Origin of the sequence: Clostridium swellfunianum (assembly GCF_023656515.1) — a bacterium.
Taxonomy (GTDB): domain Bacteria; phylum Bacillota; class Clostridia; order Clostridiales; family Clostridiaceae; genus Clostridium_AT; species Clostridium_AT swellfunianum.
This window is the reverse complement of record NZ_JAMOFV010000006.1, coordinates 816,538-831,815: the sequence shown is the minus strand read 5'-3', so window position 1 is coordinate 831,815 and position 15,278 is coordinate 816,538. Positions and strand designations below refer to the sequence as shown.

Genomic DNA, 15,278 nt, shown 5'->3' with positions numbered 1-15,278 from the left:
TTTAAAATAGTGTAAATATAGAGTGGAAGTTTAGATTTTCTTGCACAGCGAACGGCTTCCTAGCTGAAACTACCACTCGATAAATCTACACTATTTTAAAACGCAGTCTTATTTAAAATCTCCCTCAAACTCTTTAATGCATTCTTGAAGCAAGGTTACTGAATATGCCATTGATGGTCCTCCGCCAAAAGCAACTGAAACCATAGCTGCTTCTATTATTTCTTCCTTTGTTGCACCTGCTTCAAAAGCTTTGTACGCATGGTATACTATGCAGTATTCACATCTGTTGTAGCAGCCAATTGCAACACTCATTAATTCCTTTGTTTTTAAATCAAGAAATTTTGGTTCGTATGTAGTTCCTAGCAGTCCCATGAAAGCATTTACATTTTCTGGATTAGTTGCTGCTAAATTTTCAAGACCTCCAACAAATGAATTTAACATTTCTCTAACATTATAAGCCATTTTTTATTCCCCCTATATTGTTTGCATATGCAATGTTTAGCATAGCAAGTATTTGTCTTAAGTATATCACATTGCTTGTGAAATTTCAAACAATTTAAATAAAAAAATAAAAACACTTTCTTAGGAGCATATTTTATGGCTCTGTAAGCAAGTGCTTTTATCATCCTTGTTTATTTTTCGATATTTGAAAGCATCTTTTTTAATACTTTTTCGTAAATCTTAAGCTCCTCTTCCTCTATTCCATCCAAAAGGTCATCGTTGAACTCAGTTCCAATAGGTATTAAGCTTGAAATTAACTTGTCGCCTTTTTCAGTAAGCTTTATATATACTTCTCTTCTATCGGCGTCATTTCGTTCTCTTTCAATAAGATTATCTCTCTCCAAACGGTCAAGAAGCCTGGCTGCACTTGAATCTTTTACAGCCATAAGATTAGACAAGCCTCTTTGCGAAATTAATTTATTTGTTTTTACATAGTATAATGCAATCCATTGAACCCGTGTAATACCTGCTTTTTGCAGCCTTCGACCGAAAGCTTCTGAGATTTGCTTAATAGCATTCTCAGTAATATACCCTACTCAACTATCCAGATTAAAATACATAGCTGCCTCCAAACTAAAATAGTGACTAAACACTATATAAAATCATTAATAACGTTCATTTATGAAAAAATTGTATCATTAAAGTGTACATAGTGCAATATTTTGGCTCTTTAGGAGGTGCTGCAGTAGAATTTAAACAGGCTGCAGCTTTTCTAAACTTCAAACTATCTTAATCTTACCAAATCCCTATAAATATGCTTAATGTCATAGGGTTTTTCTTCTCCAAACAGCTTCCACCTTAAAAAATCATCCAGCCATATGGCAAAGGGAGTAAGAAGGAACCATAAAAGTCCATAGGCCACGCAAACCTGACCCTTAATGTTGCCCCAGCTGTTTGAATAATCCCAAATTCGCAGCTTGAGCCATAGATTTAAAATAACTCCTGAAACAAACTCTACAGTAAGAATTATTAAAGTCCCTAATATGCACTGCTGCCAAAGCTTCAGCTTAAGCTTCCCTGGAAACTCATCCAAAAGTCCAATAAGCACGCAGCACAAGCCTCCAACAAAAAGCATGGCAATGTTGGTCCAGCCTCTCCAAAAGCCCTCTGCAGTAAAATATATCATTCCCATGACAAATCCTAATATAGAAAGCTTTTTCATGTTTGCCTCAAACTCCTTCTCCTAGGTAAATTTATATCAATTGTAGTATAACCAATTAATATAAATTAATATAAAATTTGAGAAAAAAGTTTATGGAAGCTATTTTGTATATTTTAAAAATCCATTATCCATAGTTAACTTTAATTTTTCTATCTCATACAAATACTCCACATAAGATCTAAGCATTCTTTCGATAAAGAAGTATCTATTTACATTTTCAACTCGAATGCGAAAGCTTTTAATGACAGCTTTCATTATGTCCTCCATAGTCATAGAACCCTCAATTACTTCATATATGCTGTTTGCTCTGCTTTCATAAAAATCTATATTGTCATCAATAAGCTTTTTAATATCCTCATACATGCCTTTGTGTGCTACCACATACTTGCTGCACTTTAAATCATAAAGCTTTGCTTTGCTCTTCATGTCCTCGCTGAGTATGAAGGCATAAGGCATTTTTGCTCCCTGCATTACTTCATAGCTGATTAAACAATCTCCCAGGTAAGCAACATCGTCAGGAGTTATAATACAGATGTGTGCAGGACTGTGGCCAGGAGTATGTATAATTTTAAAGTTAATGCCGCATAATTCTACGCTGTCTTGGTCATTTTCTATAACAACATCTGTCTTGCAAACCATATGTCCATAATGCCCTTTTACATCCTTTAAGGTCTGACTGCTGTAATAAAGCTTAAGATTAACCTCAGAGCTGCAAATATGTGCTTCATAGGCAGACATGGCAATGAGGCAATTGTACTTTTCTTTAAGATATGCATTGTTTCCAATGTGATCTATGTGAGCATGGCTATTTAAAATAGCGGCAACCTTAAAGCTGTTTTCTTCAAGAACCTTCTCTATTCCCTCACGCTCGCCTCTTTTCCAGCCTGTGTCCAGCATTATTATTTCTTGCTCATTAATTTTATAAAAAGGTATGTAGGTCATGCCTGTATCAATGCAAAAGGTATTCCCTTTAACTTTAATTATGTCCATCTATAATGTCTCCTTTCTCCTGTAAGAAGCAATGATTTTACCACCGCTTAAATCTTATTATTCCCTATTTAATTCCTATAAAATATGGCTTATGGAATAATTAGCTAGATACATTATACAATAATACTTGGTGAATCAATTAAAATTTGGAATATTGCTTCACTAAAAATATTTTAATGCACACCCAAAAGCCAGCAGCTTCTATAAACTGCCGGCTTTTAAAGCTTGCTAAGCAGACTTAATAACACCACAGGCTAGCCTTCTGCCTGCTGCTCCAGCAGGCTGCGATCTGTAATCATCCGGGCTTTCATGTATTATTACAGCCTTGCCAATAATCTGAGCCACGCTGAACTTATTTGTAAAGAAGTTCATTCTTGCATAGCCATTGTTTGAAAAGAGAACTGGAAAATCCCCTGCATGATTGCCATGCGGCTCATTGGTTGGATTCCAGTGCCCTCCTGCAGCCATAAAAGGCTCCGCAGGATTGCCTACAACGCAAATTCCTTTTTCATGCAGATGAAAGCCATGAGGGCCTATAGGCGGCTTTCCTTCTTCTGCTGGCTGATAAGGCGGCAGTCCATAAACCTCCACGGAAACCTCTACTCCGCCTGTAACATCCTTAAAGGTTACAATTCCTCTAAGATTAGGTGCCAAGGGTCCTGCAACCATATTAGCTGCAGCTCTTGTCTGTTTCACAGGCATATCCGTACTGCTTCTCCAGCCATAGTAATAATTATTTAAATAAGAGCATTGATATTGATTAAAACTCATAGCCATCCTCCTATGCTTCTTCTAGGCTCATAGCAATTTCATTGCTATTTCTTTAAACTACATATATACAATGCGAAAGCTCTAATACATTAAGCATTTTATATAATACAGTTTATTCTATGAAAGAAGGCAGGAAGTTGACACCGCATAATATAACAACAGGCATAATTAATATTAATCATGAAATAGTCTTTACAGTAATACCCAAACTAAGTTATTATTAAGATACTAATATTTATTTCCTATATTAGTAAATTAAACTTACAAAAGGTGAGAATATGAGAACAATTACTGATTCAGCCATTGTGGTGAAGGTTTACAACAATAATATAGTTTCTGTGGACATGAATGGAGTTGAACGAATACTTTTTAACAAAGGTATTGGTTTTGGCAAAAGGATTGGTGACGTTATACAAAAAGGAACTGAAATTGAAAAGATATTTGTCATTGAGGATAAAGATAACTTAAGAAGCTTCGAGCAGGTAGTAAATAGTGTTGATGAGGAGTTTTTATCACTATGTGAAAAGATGATATCCTTTATAGCAAGCGAGCTAAAAGAAGATTTGGATGAAAGAATACACGTTGCGCTGGTTGATCACCTAAACTTTGCAGTAAAAAGACTTTCAAACCAAGAGGTAATAGAAAATCCATTTATCATGGAAGTAAAAGCCCTGTATTCTCAGGAATATATGCTTGCTGAAAAAGTTGCTCAAATGCTTCAAGAAGAAACCAAGATAACTATTCCAGACAGCGAAATTGGCTTTATAGCTCTTCACATTCACTCCGCTAGAAACAATGGAAGGCTGTCTACAATACTAAGAAGCACTCAGCTTATAAATCTTGTAATACAGTACACAGAGCAGCAGCTGCAGCTTAAAATCGATAAAACTTCTTTAGATTATGCCAGATTTTTAACCCATTTACGCTTTGCAATTAAAAGAATTCTGCTTAACATACCTATAACAAATGACTTTATAAGGCAGATAAAATCCAAATATAAGCTGTCCTATAAGGTAGCCAAAGGAGTATCAAAGATACTAACGGAAAGGCTTGAAAAAGACGTTCCTGAAAGTGAAACAGCTTACTTAGCCATGCACATAGAAAGGCTAAGAATTGCAACCTTGGAATCATAAAAAATATTTTTTTAAAATTAGGTATTGCTTTAGCACAAAATATAAGCTATTATAATATTATAATCAAATATTTAATTTACAGCGTGTAACCGATTAGATTTGGGCAATAGCTGAAAAGGATAGAACTAATATATCCTTTTCAGCTTTTTTATTTGCCCAAATTTATAAAAGTCACTGTAAAAGCATAAACTGTATTTAAGGATCTTTATAGGTTTTAAGTTCAACTATTAACTCATACATGCTCAAAAGTGTTGAAACCTCACTATTTTGAGTCATGTATAAGTTAAGTTTCACAATTGAAACCCTATATGATCCATTAAATAAAAATTAAATAACAGAGGGGGGACTTCATTATGATGAAGTATCTACAAAGACTAGGTAAATCCTTAATGCTTCCAGTAGCTGCTTTACCTGTTGCAAGTATTCTAATGGGTATCGGTTATTGGATAGACCACGATGGCTGGGGAGCTAACAACGTAGTAGCTGCTTTTCTTTTAAAAGGCGGCGGGGCAATAATTGACAACATGGCAATACTATTTGCTATAGGTGTTGCTGTAGGTATGTCAGATGACAACGATGGTACAGCAGGACTTGCGGGACTTGTTTCCTGGCTTGTAATTACAACCTTATTATCTCCAGGTGCTGTAGCAATGTTTAAACATATTAAAGTAGATGCAGTTGCACCAGCATTTTCAAAGACTCAAACTCAATTTATAGGTATACTAGCAGGTTTAATTGGTGCTTATGCCTACAACAAATTTAAAGGAACTAAGCTACCAGACTTTTTAGGTTTCTTCAGCGGTAAGAGAAGCGTTGCCATAGTAACAGCAGGGTTCTCAATTATTGCAGCTCTTATATTATTCTTTATATGGCCTGTTATTTATGGAGCATTGGTAGCTTTCGGAAAAGCAATTATTGCTACTGGTTCTATCGGTGCTGGTATATATGCTTTCTTTAATAGACTTTTAATACCATTTGGTCTTCACCATGCACTTAACTCTGTTTTCTGGTTTGATATTGCTGATATAAATGATATCGGTAAGTTCTGGGGAACCAAGGCAGGCGGAGTTTTTGGTCAAACAGGCATGTATATGACTGGATTCTTCCCAGTGATGATGTTTGGTCTTCCAGCAGCAGCATTAGCTATGTATCATACTGCTAAAGATAATAAGAAGAAAATAGTATATGGCTTATTGATGGCAGGTGCTTTATCCTCATTCTTCACCGGTATTACAGAACCACTTGAATTTGCTTTCATGTTCTTAGCTCCTGGATTATATGTAGTTCATGCTGTTCTCACAGGAATTTCCGTAGCAGTATGCGCAGCACTCCCAATAAGATCAGGATTTAACTTTAGTGCAGGTTTTGTTGATTGGTTCTTAAGTTTTCAAGCCCCAATGGCTCGAAACCCATGGCTGCTAATCCCTATCGGTTTAGTAGTTGCAATTATCTACTATGTTGTATTCCGTTTTGTTATTACAAAGTGGAACTTAAAGACTCCTGGTAGAGAAGATGACTTAGAAGATGAATTTAATGTACATCTTGCAAACAATGACTATACTCAAGTAGCTGAAACTATACTAAAGGGTGTTGGCGGAAAAGGAAACGTAGTATCTGCTGACAACTGTGTAACAAGACTTCGTTTAGAAATCAAGGATTACACATTAATAAATGAAAAAGTTATAAAGTCTGCAGGAATTTCTGGAATTATAAGACCTAGCAAAACTAGCTTACAAGTTATTGTTGGTACTCAAGTACAATTTGTTGCAGATGAGTTTAAGAAGTTACTTAGATAGTTAAACTAAAGCTAGCGGCTCGTCTGCTAGCTTTTTTATATTTGGCTAAAGTTTTAGAATAATGTTGATTTACAGCGGGAGAGGTACAAAGTATAAGACGCTCGCTGTGTAAGAAAGTCTAAGCTTTCCTTTGTTTAATAACCCTAAGCACTCTAAACTTGTTTCACTTCGAACAGTAGAGTGCTCTTAACGGGTTATTAAAGTCGGAAAACTAAGACTTTCTAGACTTCGCTTAATGTCTTCCACTTTGTACCTCTCCCGCTATATCAACATTATTCTAAACTTTTTACACTTTATGCTTACAAACTAAATTTACAATGGTAATAGAAAGGAAATGAATATGACTAAAAGATTATTAGACTGCAATACCTCGGATATTTTAAATATGGGCAAGACTCAAATTCTGGAAGCCATAGCTGCAAGCGAAGGAAGAGTTGTTGTAACAGAGATAATTGGAGCTTTTCAGCCTGTGCTTTTTAACTTAAGCAATGCTGAGCTTGCCTGTGCCTTCGGTTCCGACATGCTGCTTTTAAATTTCTTTGATGTATATAATCCTGTTTTCAATGGAATACCTAAGGTTCTTAAGGAAAATATTATAAAGGAAATAAAGAGGCTTACAGGCAGAATAGTAGGTATAAACCTAGAACCTGTAGATGTTTCTCAAGAGACTATAGGCGAAATCAATGATATTTCCATAGGTAGAAAAGCAACTGTTGAAACTGCTTTAAAGGCCTATGAAATGGGAGCAGACTTTATTCTTCTAACAGGAAATCCAGGCACAGGAGTTTCTAACAAAGAGATAATAAGTACTCTTAAAGCTATTAATAATTCTCTTGGAGATAAGCTTATTCTTGCTGCAGGCAAGATGCATGCGGCTGGTTCCCTTAATGAAGCTGGAGAAAATATTGTAACTAAGGCAGACATAACCGAATTTATAAATGCTGGAGCCGACATAATTCTTCTTCCAGCACCTGGAACTGTTCCAGGCATAACAATGGAATATGTAAAGGAGCTTGTAAGCTTTATTCACAGCCAGGGAAAGCTTGCCATTACAGCCATAGGAACCTCACAGGAAGGTGCAGACAGCCAAACTATAAAGCAGATAGCTCTAATGTGCAAAATGACAGGCACCGACCTGCACCACTTAGGCGATGCTGGCTACACAGGCATTGCTATTCCAGAAAACATAATGGATTACAGCGTCGCTATTAAAGGCAAGAGACACACCTATACAAGAATGGCCAGATCCGTTAACAGATAAAGCAGAAAAAACCCTCGGTGCTATGCCGAGGGTTTTCTTTATAGGGGCAAAACCTGCACCAAAAGCCATATAAGTGCTATAATTAATAAGGTCTCGCTTGGCAATTCCTTTATTTTAGCTATCATATTCTCACCTCAGATTTGTAGTTTTTACACACGTTTTTATGTTAAAGCTATTATTGAATCTCAATCTTAGTAGTCTGTCTTTGAGTCAATTGAGCTCCAGACTTAGCCACAAGGGCCCCGCCTTTACCAGTGAAGATGTCCTGAGCTATTATAGTATCCATTAAAGCTACTATGTCAGCCTTGGCTAAGGTTTCCTTCACTCCTGATATAGTCATTGGCACTTTAGCACCTGCCGAATCTACAAAAGTCATTGTTAGTGAATATTCCATTGCTTTCCCTCCTTTCTTTTATAAGCTAGCTTGCTATTAGGCATTAAGAAGCTTTGAAGTCTCATTTAGATAGCTGTCTCTGCTTTCAGCTGCCAATACAGTCTTGATAGCTTCTGCTACCATAAGCACATTTTCAGGTGCAGCCTCAGGTTTTACTCCAGAAAAATTCTTCTTTTTATAAACCTTAGCTCCTCTAGCGTCAACTCCATTTTCTATTTCTATAAAAAAGGAAGCTGTGGTAAGTTGTTTGCTTACTGCCATACTAATTCCCTCCTTTCTTTTAGCCTTCACTTATAAATATGCAGCTTTTGAAGCCTTTTCAAAATTTTTTAAAAAATTTTTTGGACACAAATATTTAACATTATGTTTACTGTCTCTTACTTTGACATAACTGGTACAAGTTGCTATACTGTTTTTATGCCCAAAATTAAGTACATATGTGAAAGGAGTTTAATATGGAAAAAGACATAACCAGCAAATTAGGCAGTGAAAGCATCGGCAAGCTATTGTTTAGCCTTGCAGCACCTGCCATTGCAGCTCAGCTTGTAAATATGCTTTACAATATTGTAGATAGGATTTATATTGGACACCTTCCAGGAGTAGGAGCGGCTGCCTTAACCGGTGTAGGCGTTACTTTCCCTATCATAATGATTATTTCTGCCTTTAGTGCTCTCATAGGAATGGGAGGAGCTCCACGAGCTGCTATAAAGATGGGACAGAATGATGATAATACTGCTGAAGAGATTTTAGGAAATTGTTTTTCCGTTCTTATAACATTTTCTATATTGCTTACAGTGTTTTTTTTATTTTCAGGAGAAAAGCTTCTTCTAATGTTTGGAGCAAGCTCTGAAACCCTGCCCTATGGTTTAAGTTATTTAAACATTTATGTATGCGGAACAATATTTGTACAAATTGCCTTAGGTCTTAACAGCTTTATTTCAACCCAAGGCTATGCAAAAATGAGTATGATTACAGTTATTATAGGAGCTATAGTAAACATAGTTCTTGATCCAATATTGATGTTTGGCTTTGATATGGGTGTAAATGGTGCGGCAATTGCAACAGTAATCTCTCAAGCCGTTTCCTCCTTATGGGTTCTAAAATTTTTAACTGGCAAAAAAACCAAGCTTAAAATTCGTAAAAAATATTTAATGCCTAAAAAATCCGTTATAATTCCTGTGCTTTTACTTGGCATAGCGCCTTTTATAATGCAGAGTACGGAAAGCCTTTTAAATATCACCCTTAATTCTTCCCTGCAAAAATATGGCGGAGATATGGCAGTAGGATCAATGACCATTCTTTCAAGCTTAATGCAGATACTTATGCTTCCTTTAATGGGCTTAACTCAAGGAGCGCAGCCAATTATAAGCTATAATTACGGCGCAAGAAATAATGACCGCGTTAAAAAAGCCTTTAAGCTGCTTATTAAATCTACAGTAAGCTTTACTTTTGTGTTTTGGTTGCTTATGATGCTGCTTCCAAAGCTGTTTGTCTCCTTATTTACCTCTGATGCATCACTTGTAGAAACAACAATATGGTCAATAAAAATTTATATGGCCGCTGCCTTTATAATGGGTGCGCAGACTGCCTGTCAGCAAACCTTTATTGCAATAGGACAAGCAAAGATTTCCTTATTCCTTGCTCTTTTACGTAAAGTAATCTTATTGATTCCATTAATATATATTCTTCCAAATTTCTTTGAAAACAAGGTTTTTGCTGTATTCCTTGCAGAGCCTGTAGCAGATATAATTGCAGTTTCTACTACTGTAGCTATGTTTGCAGTGCATTTTAAGAGAATCTTAGCAGAAAATTCAAAAGGAGCTGCTGTAAAGGCTTAGCTAAAGCCTAGAAGTTTTGCTCTCTAAAAAGGCGGTGACACATAATCACCGCCTTTAATTATTTCTCTATTAACTTTTACTAATTTTACTTCCAGTTTTGAAGTAAATACTTTTCAGCCTCAGTGCACCACAAACCCTTATTTTTCTTTACTATAGCAGCAAGCTCAGCAAAGCGGGCATCTGTCTTTCCCTTTTCTTCAAAATCTTCAATTGCAGTAAGCTCCATATTTATGTGTGTATATATAAGTTTCTTCCCTCCAGGAATCTTTGGAAGGCTTAAGGTTGCTTCTGCAACGCTGTCAAGACCTCCAATATGTGTTACCATAACTGCCGGATTAATTAGCTTTTGTTCAGTTAGCTTTAAGGACTCAATTAAATCGTCGGTATTTCCGCCTGTTGTTCCCATAATGTGAGTTGAGGCATAGTGAACATTGTAATAGTTGATTTCACCTGAAAACTTTGTATCTGTAGGACCAGCAAAGAAGTTAAGGCATCCGTCTCTTCCAAGTATTTTATCAGCTTGTTCCACAACAGATTTTACTGGAGCAAAGGCAAATACATCGTCATAGCCTGTACCTTCAGTAAGCTCCACTAAATATGCAGCTGGGTCCTCTAAATCTCTAGTATTCACAAATACTAGCTCAACTCCGCAGCTTTTAGCTTCTTCTTTAGAAAATATCTGCTCTGCTCTACTTAATCTTCTGTGGTCTACATCCGTAACTACCAATAGTCCTGGTCTTCTATCGCAGTGAAGAGCGTAATCTATTGCTCCAAGTCCCATTGGACCGGCTCCAGCAAGAATGGCTGTCTTGCCGCCTTCTTTTATTCCCATATGATGCACATATTTTCCCATCTCAGTATGGTAGTTTGCATGGAAAGCCCCAATTATGCAGGACATAGGCTCTGCAAGAGAAGCTTCGTAATATGAATCTCCCTCATAGTTTAAGAAGCAGCCTAGCTCCATAACCTCTTGTGGAATTACTGCGTAGGTAGCATCTCCGCCAAAGTACATATAGGAGTAGCCTGGTGATGCCATGCTTCCTTTATAGTTTAAGGCTGGCTGCTGAGCAAATTTTGTTCCCGGCTTAAACTGATCCTGCCACTTCTTTCCTACCTTAACTATGTTTCCAGCAAACTCATGTCCTATAATTATAGGATTCTCCTGCACATCCTTTGGCACTCTCTTATGATTCTTGCCAAGAATTGCACACTTGTAGCTGGACATGCAAATGCTGTCTGATATAATCTCAACTAATATTTCATCCTCCTTTATCTCAGGAAGCTCAAATTCTTCTAATCTTAAATCGCTTGCACCATATAATCTAACTGCTTTAGTCTTCATAATAACTACCACCTTTTCTATAATTTTATATATTCAAATTTCACTTTCTTCTTAAGCTCTAAAATATCCTTAAGCTCTGCTGGCTGAGTTCCCGAGGTCATAACATTAGCAGCACTTACTGCAGTGGCCAGTACAACAGTTTCTTCAATTGAATACTCTTTTTCACAAGCTATTGCCAGAGCTGCCACCATGGAATCTCCAGCCCCTACAGTGCTTTTAACAGGAACCTTTAGTCCTTCAGAATAAACTATATTATCCTTGTGTATAAATAAAGCTCCATCTCCGCCAAGGGATACCACAATTCTCTCTACTCCATATTCATGAAGCTTCTGTGCAGCCTTAACTACTTCCTCAAGGCTTTCAAGCTTTTTACCACAAAGCCTTTCAAGCTCGTGGATATTAGGCTTAATTAAGTATGGGCCTGATTTTAAGCCTTCCTTTAAAAGTTCGCCATCTGCATCTAAAATCACCTTTGCTCCAAGCTGCCTGGCTCTTTTTATCCATGTACCATATATATCCTTTGGTACTCCAGCTGGAGTGCTTCCTGATAAAACCAATATGGCTTCATTACTAATTGCTCCAAAAATACTTTCTTCAACCTTACCTAAGTCCTCAGCTGCTACAACACTTCCCGGTTCATTTATATCTGTATTGCTGTGATTTGCGTTGTCTATAATTTTCAAATTTGTTCTTGTTTCTCCTTGAATAAAAACAAACTCATTTTCAATATTTAAGGAGTCCAAATAGCCTTTAATAAACTCTCCATTTTTTCCTGAAAGAATCCCAAGTGCTCTGCTTTCTTCTCCAAGGCTTTTAACAACCTTGGAAACATTGATGCCCTTTCCTCCCGCATCTACTCTAATTGAAGATACTCTATTAACACTGCCTGTCTTGAAATCATTAATTTCAACGGTCTTATCTATTGCAGGATTTAAGGTTATAGTAATAATTTTAGTTTGCAGTGAAGGTTTCATATATATAGTTCACATCCTTTGTTGTCTTTAGCTTATTAAGTTTTTCCTCATCCTCATCGCCAATAACTGTAGCTATATTTGAAAGAATATCCATGTGCTCCTCGCCAACACCTGCTATGCCTATAACAAGGTAAGCCTTTTCCTCACCAAAATCTACTCCCTCTGGAAATTGAAGCACTACGATACCTGATTTTTTAATAAAATTTTTTGCTCTTCCTACACCATGGGGAATTGCAACTCCACACCCAATATAGGTAGTCAGATCATCTTCCCTTTCTATCATAGCCTCTATATAGCTTTCGTCAACACATCCGCTTTCAACTAGAAGCCTGCCTGCCATTCTTATAGCCTCATATTTATTCACTGAAGGCAGATTAAGCTTTATATTACACTTTTTTAATACTTCATTTTCTGTATTATCGCTTGCACTTCCTACTGCAACCATATCTTCTTTTACACTTCCTCTTTTATTATTAAAACCCGAAAAAAATTTAAAGCTCATGATGCTCCTCCTTGCTGCGCTTAATTTATATTCATATTGTAAAATTCCTCTAAATAGTTGTTAAGTTTTTTGTAAACCTCTTTCTCTGAGCCATCTTGAAGGCTCACTAAGAATTCTGGTGCTTCAATAAGCTTGCTGCTTATCAAGCTCAATATTTCTATGTGCTGCTTAGGACAATTGTCTGGAGCAAGCATTATAATTGCTAATTTTATCTGCTCCTTCTCGCTGTCAGCATTTAAGGAGTACAGTCCCTTATTAATTCTCACTGCTCCAAAATATAGCTTACTTACTCCCAAGGTCTTGCAGTGGAGAAGCGCTGCGCCAAAGCCGCTCAATACAGTACTGCCTTTTTCTTCTCTTGCAATTAAATCCCTTTTTATTTGTAAAGTACTGTCTTTATCTGTAGAAAGCTTACTGCTTATCTCTTCGATTGCTTCCTCCATAGTGTTAAAGCCTGCATAATCGTATAGGAAGAAATTATTTAAAACCTGCAATATGCCTTCTGCATAAATATTTAATCTTGAAAGCTTTTCCTTTAAATCAATTGTCCTGCTTTGAGTATTTACATTTGCTGCAGGCTTATTTTTTAGCTGCTTTATTAAAGCTTCCAGCTTATCCTTGTCTTTATCAAATAATAGCGGATTTACCACAACTACTGGAAGCAGTACTGCTTCTAGAGGTACAGTAGAAATAATAAAATCCACACCCTTTTCTATTAGCCTGCTTTCCTTTACACGCAGCGAGGATATAATGTCTACTACCTGAATATTGTCATATTCCTTTTCAATTCTTGTAGCCAAAAGTGCCGAAGTTCCCATTCCCGTGGTACAGGAAACTGCAGCCTTAAAAACTTTTTTTCTTCCTGAGGGTTTTCTTTCCAGTGCTGCACCTAAGTGCATTGCAATATATGCTATCTCAGAATCCGGCAGCTTCATGCCTATATAATTTTCAATTGGTACAACGCATTTAGCTGCCAGCATAAACAGCTCTGAATAATGCTCCTTTATTTCCTCCAGCAGCGGATTTCTTATATCCATATTCATCTTAAGCCTGTTTATCGTAGGTCCAAGATGGTTTATAAGTCCTGTTAAAGACTGCTTATCATACTCTAAAAAGCTACCTGTTTCAACCTCTGCCACCTTAAGCATTTCTTTTGCCAGCTCCTCAAGCACTGTGTTTTCCCTTTTGCTCTCAAAGCCCTTTGAACCTCTTAGATGCATAGTAATATATCCTGTCTCTTGTTCTGGAATCTCTATATTAAACACCTTTGATATTTTTTCAGCCAGATTAGCTGCTATTTCAAATTCTCCATAACCCTTAAGTTCCTTAAGATAAGTCTTGTCCATGCTTATCTTTTCATCCTTTTTTATCCTTTGAATGGCCAGAGCTAAATGTACAAGCAATCCTATATAAGCGTTATCGGTTAATCTATAATCAAGTGCTTCTTCATGTTCAAATATCAAAGACTCTAATTTTCTAATTGTATCTTTTTCTATTAAATTCAATAATCGTTCCCTTGTATTAACTTCAGTAGATAGGTTCTCTCTTATCAAATCCAAAAGCTGTGCTTCATTTATATTTTCATATATTAAATTGGCTATAGCCTTTCTTATTTCATATTCCTGACCCTCTATATATATTCCAAGACCTGGTTTTCTTACAAGCTTCAAGCTGTAATCCTTAAGCCATTCCTCCACCTTGTCAAGGTCATGGCTTACAGTTCCTTCTGTAACATTGAGCATTTTTGTAAAAATAAAAAGCTTCACAGGTTCATTATTTTGAAGTAGTTCTCCAAGAATCATAATCTGTCTCTCCTTTGGAGAGTAGCTTTTAACTTCCTTGCCTTCTTCAAGATTTCCCAAAATGTTTTTCCTTGCCTCAAGGCTTCCCTTAAGCCTTATGCCTATGCCAGCCTTCTTTTCCAGGCTGCAGCAATAGCTTTCAAGCCACTTATCAATATCTCTTAATTCTCTCAGTACCGTTCTGCTGCTTATGCTCAGCTTCTCGGCAATGCTTGAAATGGTCACATATTTATATTCACTGCAAATTCTTATAAGTATGTCCTTTTGCCTTGCTGTAATCTTAATCTGTCCCATATCAAACCACCACCTATTTAATAATTTAACCAGTTGTGCTAGTTCAGCCTCTAATCTCCGCAAAAATGTATACAGTATGCTTCATGAGCTATTCGCTGCACATGAAGTTCTAAGGCTCGGAATAGCCAAGAACTTTTAGTTGTTTACTTAATACTCATTTCACATACTTTATACATCTCGCTGGGTTAGTTTCTTAATAGCACAACAGGTTGGTTTAATTCTGTTTTAAAATAGTGTTGATATAGAGAGGTAGGTTCGTCGTAGAAGCCATTGAGCGAAGCCTAGAAAGTCTTAGGTTTCCGACTTTTGAAGTACGTTAAGAGGCTTCTACTGTTCGAAGCAAAGCAAGTTTAGAAGCCTTAGGACTTCAAAACAAAGGAAAGCTTAGACTTTCTTGTGCACAGCGAACGGCTTCCTAGATGAAACTGCCCCTCTATAAATCAACACTATTTTAAAACAAACACAACATTCAAGCTATATCTAGGAATACTGATGAAGCAAGCATGTGCAGTTGAAGC

15 protein-coding genes are annotated in these 15,278 nt (G+C 36.7%); 4 read left to right on the top strand and 11 right to left on the bottom strand.

The window, feature by feature from the left end:
• Positions 1–108: 108 nt before the first annotated feature.
• The 5 genes from NBE98_RS03830 to NBE98_RS03810 form a co-directional block, all read right to left on the bottom strand.
• On the bottom strand, positions 109–462 hold the full coding sequence (locus NBE98_RS03830) for a carboxymuconolactone decarboxylase family protein (RefSeq protein ID WP_250812776.1): 354 nt from the start codon (positions 460–462) through the stop codon (positions 109–111).
• 170 nt (positions 463–632) lie between these two features.
• The gene (locus tag NBE98_RS03825; RefSeq protein ID WP_284703692.1) at positions 633–980 is read right to left on the bottom strand and encodes a MarR family winged helix-turn-helix transcriptional regulator; all 348 of its coding nucleotides are present in this window, start codon (positions 978–980) and stop codon (positions 633–635) included.
• Positions 981–1,225: 245 nt separating this feature from the next.
• Positions 1,226–1,663, bottom strand: a complete 438-nt coding sequence (locus tag NBE98_RS03820; protein WP_250812774.1) for a putative ABC transporter permease — start codon at positions 1,661–1,663, stop codon at positions 1,226–1,228.
• A gap of 99 nt (positions 1,664–1,762) precedes the next feature.
• Complete coding sequence (locus NBE98_RS03815; RefSeq protein ID WP_250812772.1) at positions 1,763–2,653, bottom strand: MBL fold metallo-hydrolase; 891 nt, start codon at positions 2,651–2,653, stop codon at positions 1,763–1,765.
• A gap of 228 nt (positions 2,654–2,881) precedes the next feature.
• Complete coding sequence (locus NBE98_RS03810) at positions 2,882–3,424, bottom strand: superoxide dismutase family protein (protein ID WP_250812770.1); 543 nt, start codon at positions 3,422–3,424, stop codon at positions 2,882–2,884.
• A 278-nt stretch (positions 3,425–3,702) separates the two neighbouring features.
• On the opposite strand from NBE98_RS03810, the gene glcT reads away from it, so the two are divergent.
• The 3 genes from glcT (at position 3,703) to NBE98_RS03795 (ending at position 7,614) form a co-directional block, all read left to right on the top strand.
• Positions 3,703–4,557: a glucose PTS transporter transcription antiterminator GlcT gene (gene glcT / locus NBE98_RS03805; protein ID WP_250812768.1), complete on the top strand. Its 855-nt coding sequence runs from the start codon at positions 3,703–3,705 to the stop codon at positions 4,555–4,557.
• Positions 4,558–4,910: 353 nt separating this feature from the next.
• Positions 4,911–6,353 (top strand): N-acetylglucosamine-specific PTS transporter subunit IIBC, encoded by a 1,443-nt coding sequence (gene nagE, locus NBE98_RS03800; RefSeq protein WP_250812766.1) that lies wholly within the window; start codon positions 4,911–4,913, stop codon positions 6,351–6,353.
• Between the two features lie 340 nt (positions 6,354–6,693).
• Positions 6,694–7,614 carry a DUF7916 family protein gene (locus tag NBE98_RS03795; RefSeq protein WP_250812764.1) on the top strand — a complete coding sequence of 307 codons (921 nt, stop codon included), beginning with the start codon at positions 6,694–6,696 and terminating at the stop codon, positions 7,612–7,614.
• Positions 7,615–7,789: 175 nt separating this feature from the next.
• Here the strand turns inward: NBE98_RS03795 and NBE98_RS03790 are convergent, their stop codons facing one another.
• Positions 7,790–8,008: a DUF2922 domain-containing protein gene (locus NBE98_RS03790; protein ID WP_250812762.1), complete on the bottom strand. Its 219-nt coding sequence runs from the start codon at positions 8,006–8,008 to the stop codon at positions 7,790–7,792.
• 36 nt (positions 8,009–8,044) lie between these two features.
• Entirely contained in the window at positions 8,045–8,269 is a 225-nt protein-coding gene (locus NBE98_RS03785) for a DUF1659 domain-containing protein (protein ID WP_250812760.1), read from the bottom strand.
• A 194-nt stretch (positions 8,270–8,463) separates the two neighbouring features.
• Between NBE98_RS03785 and NBE98_RS03780 the strand changes: the two genes are divergently transcribed.
• Positions 8,464–9,846 carry an MATE family efflux transporter gene (locus NBE98_RS03780; protein ID WP_250812759.1) on the top strand — a complete coding sequence of 461 codons (1,383 nt, stop codon included), beginning with the start codon at positions 8,464–8,466 and terminating at the stop codon, positions 9,844–9,846.
• Positions 9,847–9,931: 85 nt separating this feature from the next.
• On the opposite strand, the gene NBE98_RS03775 is transcribed toward NBE98_RS03780, so the two are convergent.
• From NBE98_RS03775 to NBE98_RS03760, 4 genes are read right to left on the bottom strand one after another with little or no spacing between them, the layout of a single operon-like run.
• Positions 9,932–11,188 carry a zinc-binding dehydrogenase gene (locus NBE98_RS03775; protein WP_284703595.1) on the bottom strand — a complete coding sequence of 419 codons (1,257 nt, stop codon included), beginning with the start codon at positions 11,186–11,188 and terminating at the stop codon, positions 9,932–9,934.
• A gap of 17 nt (positions 11,189–11,205) precedes the next feature.
• On the bottom strand, positions 11,206–12,162 hold the full coding sequence (gene pfkB, locus NBE98_RS03770) for a 1-phosphofructokinase (RefSeq protein ID WP_250812758.1): 957 nt from the start codon (positions 12,160–12,162) through the stop codon (positions 11,206–11,208).
• Positions 12,140–12,664, bottom strand: a complete 525-nt coding sequence (locus NBE98_RS03765; RefSeq protein WP_250812757.1) for a PTS mannitol transporter subunit IIA — start codon at positions 12,662–12,664, stop codon at positions 12,140–12,142. The genes pfkB and NBE98_RS03765 overlap by 23 nt, the downstream gene beginning before the upstream one ends.
• Positions 12,665–12,684: 20 nt before the next feature.
• Positions 12,685–14,760, bottom strand: coding sequence for a BglG family transcription antiterminator (locus NBE98_RS03760; protein WP_250812756.1), 2,076 nt, complete (start codon positions 14,758–14,760; stop codon positions 12,685–12,687).
• Positions 14,761–15,278 lie beyond the last annotated feature (518 nt).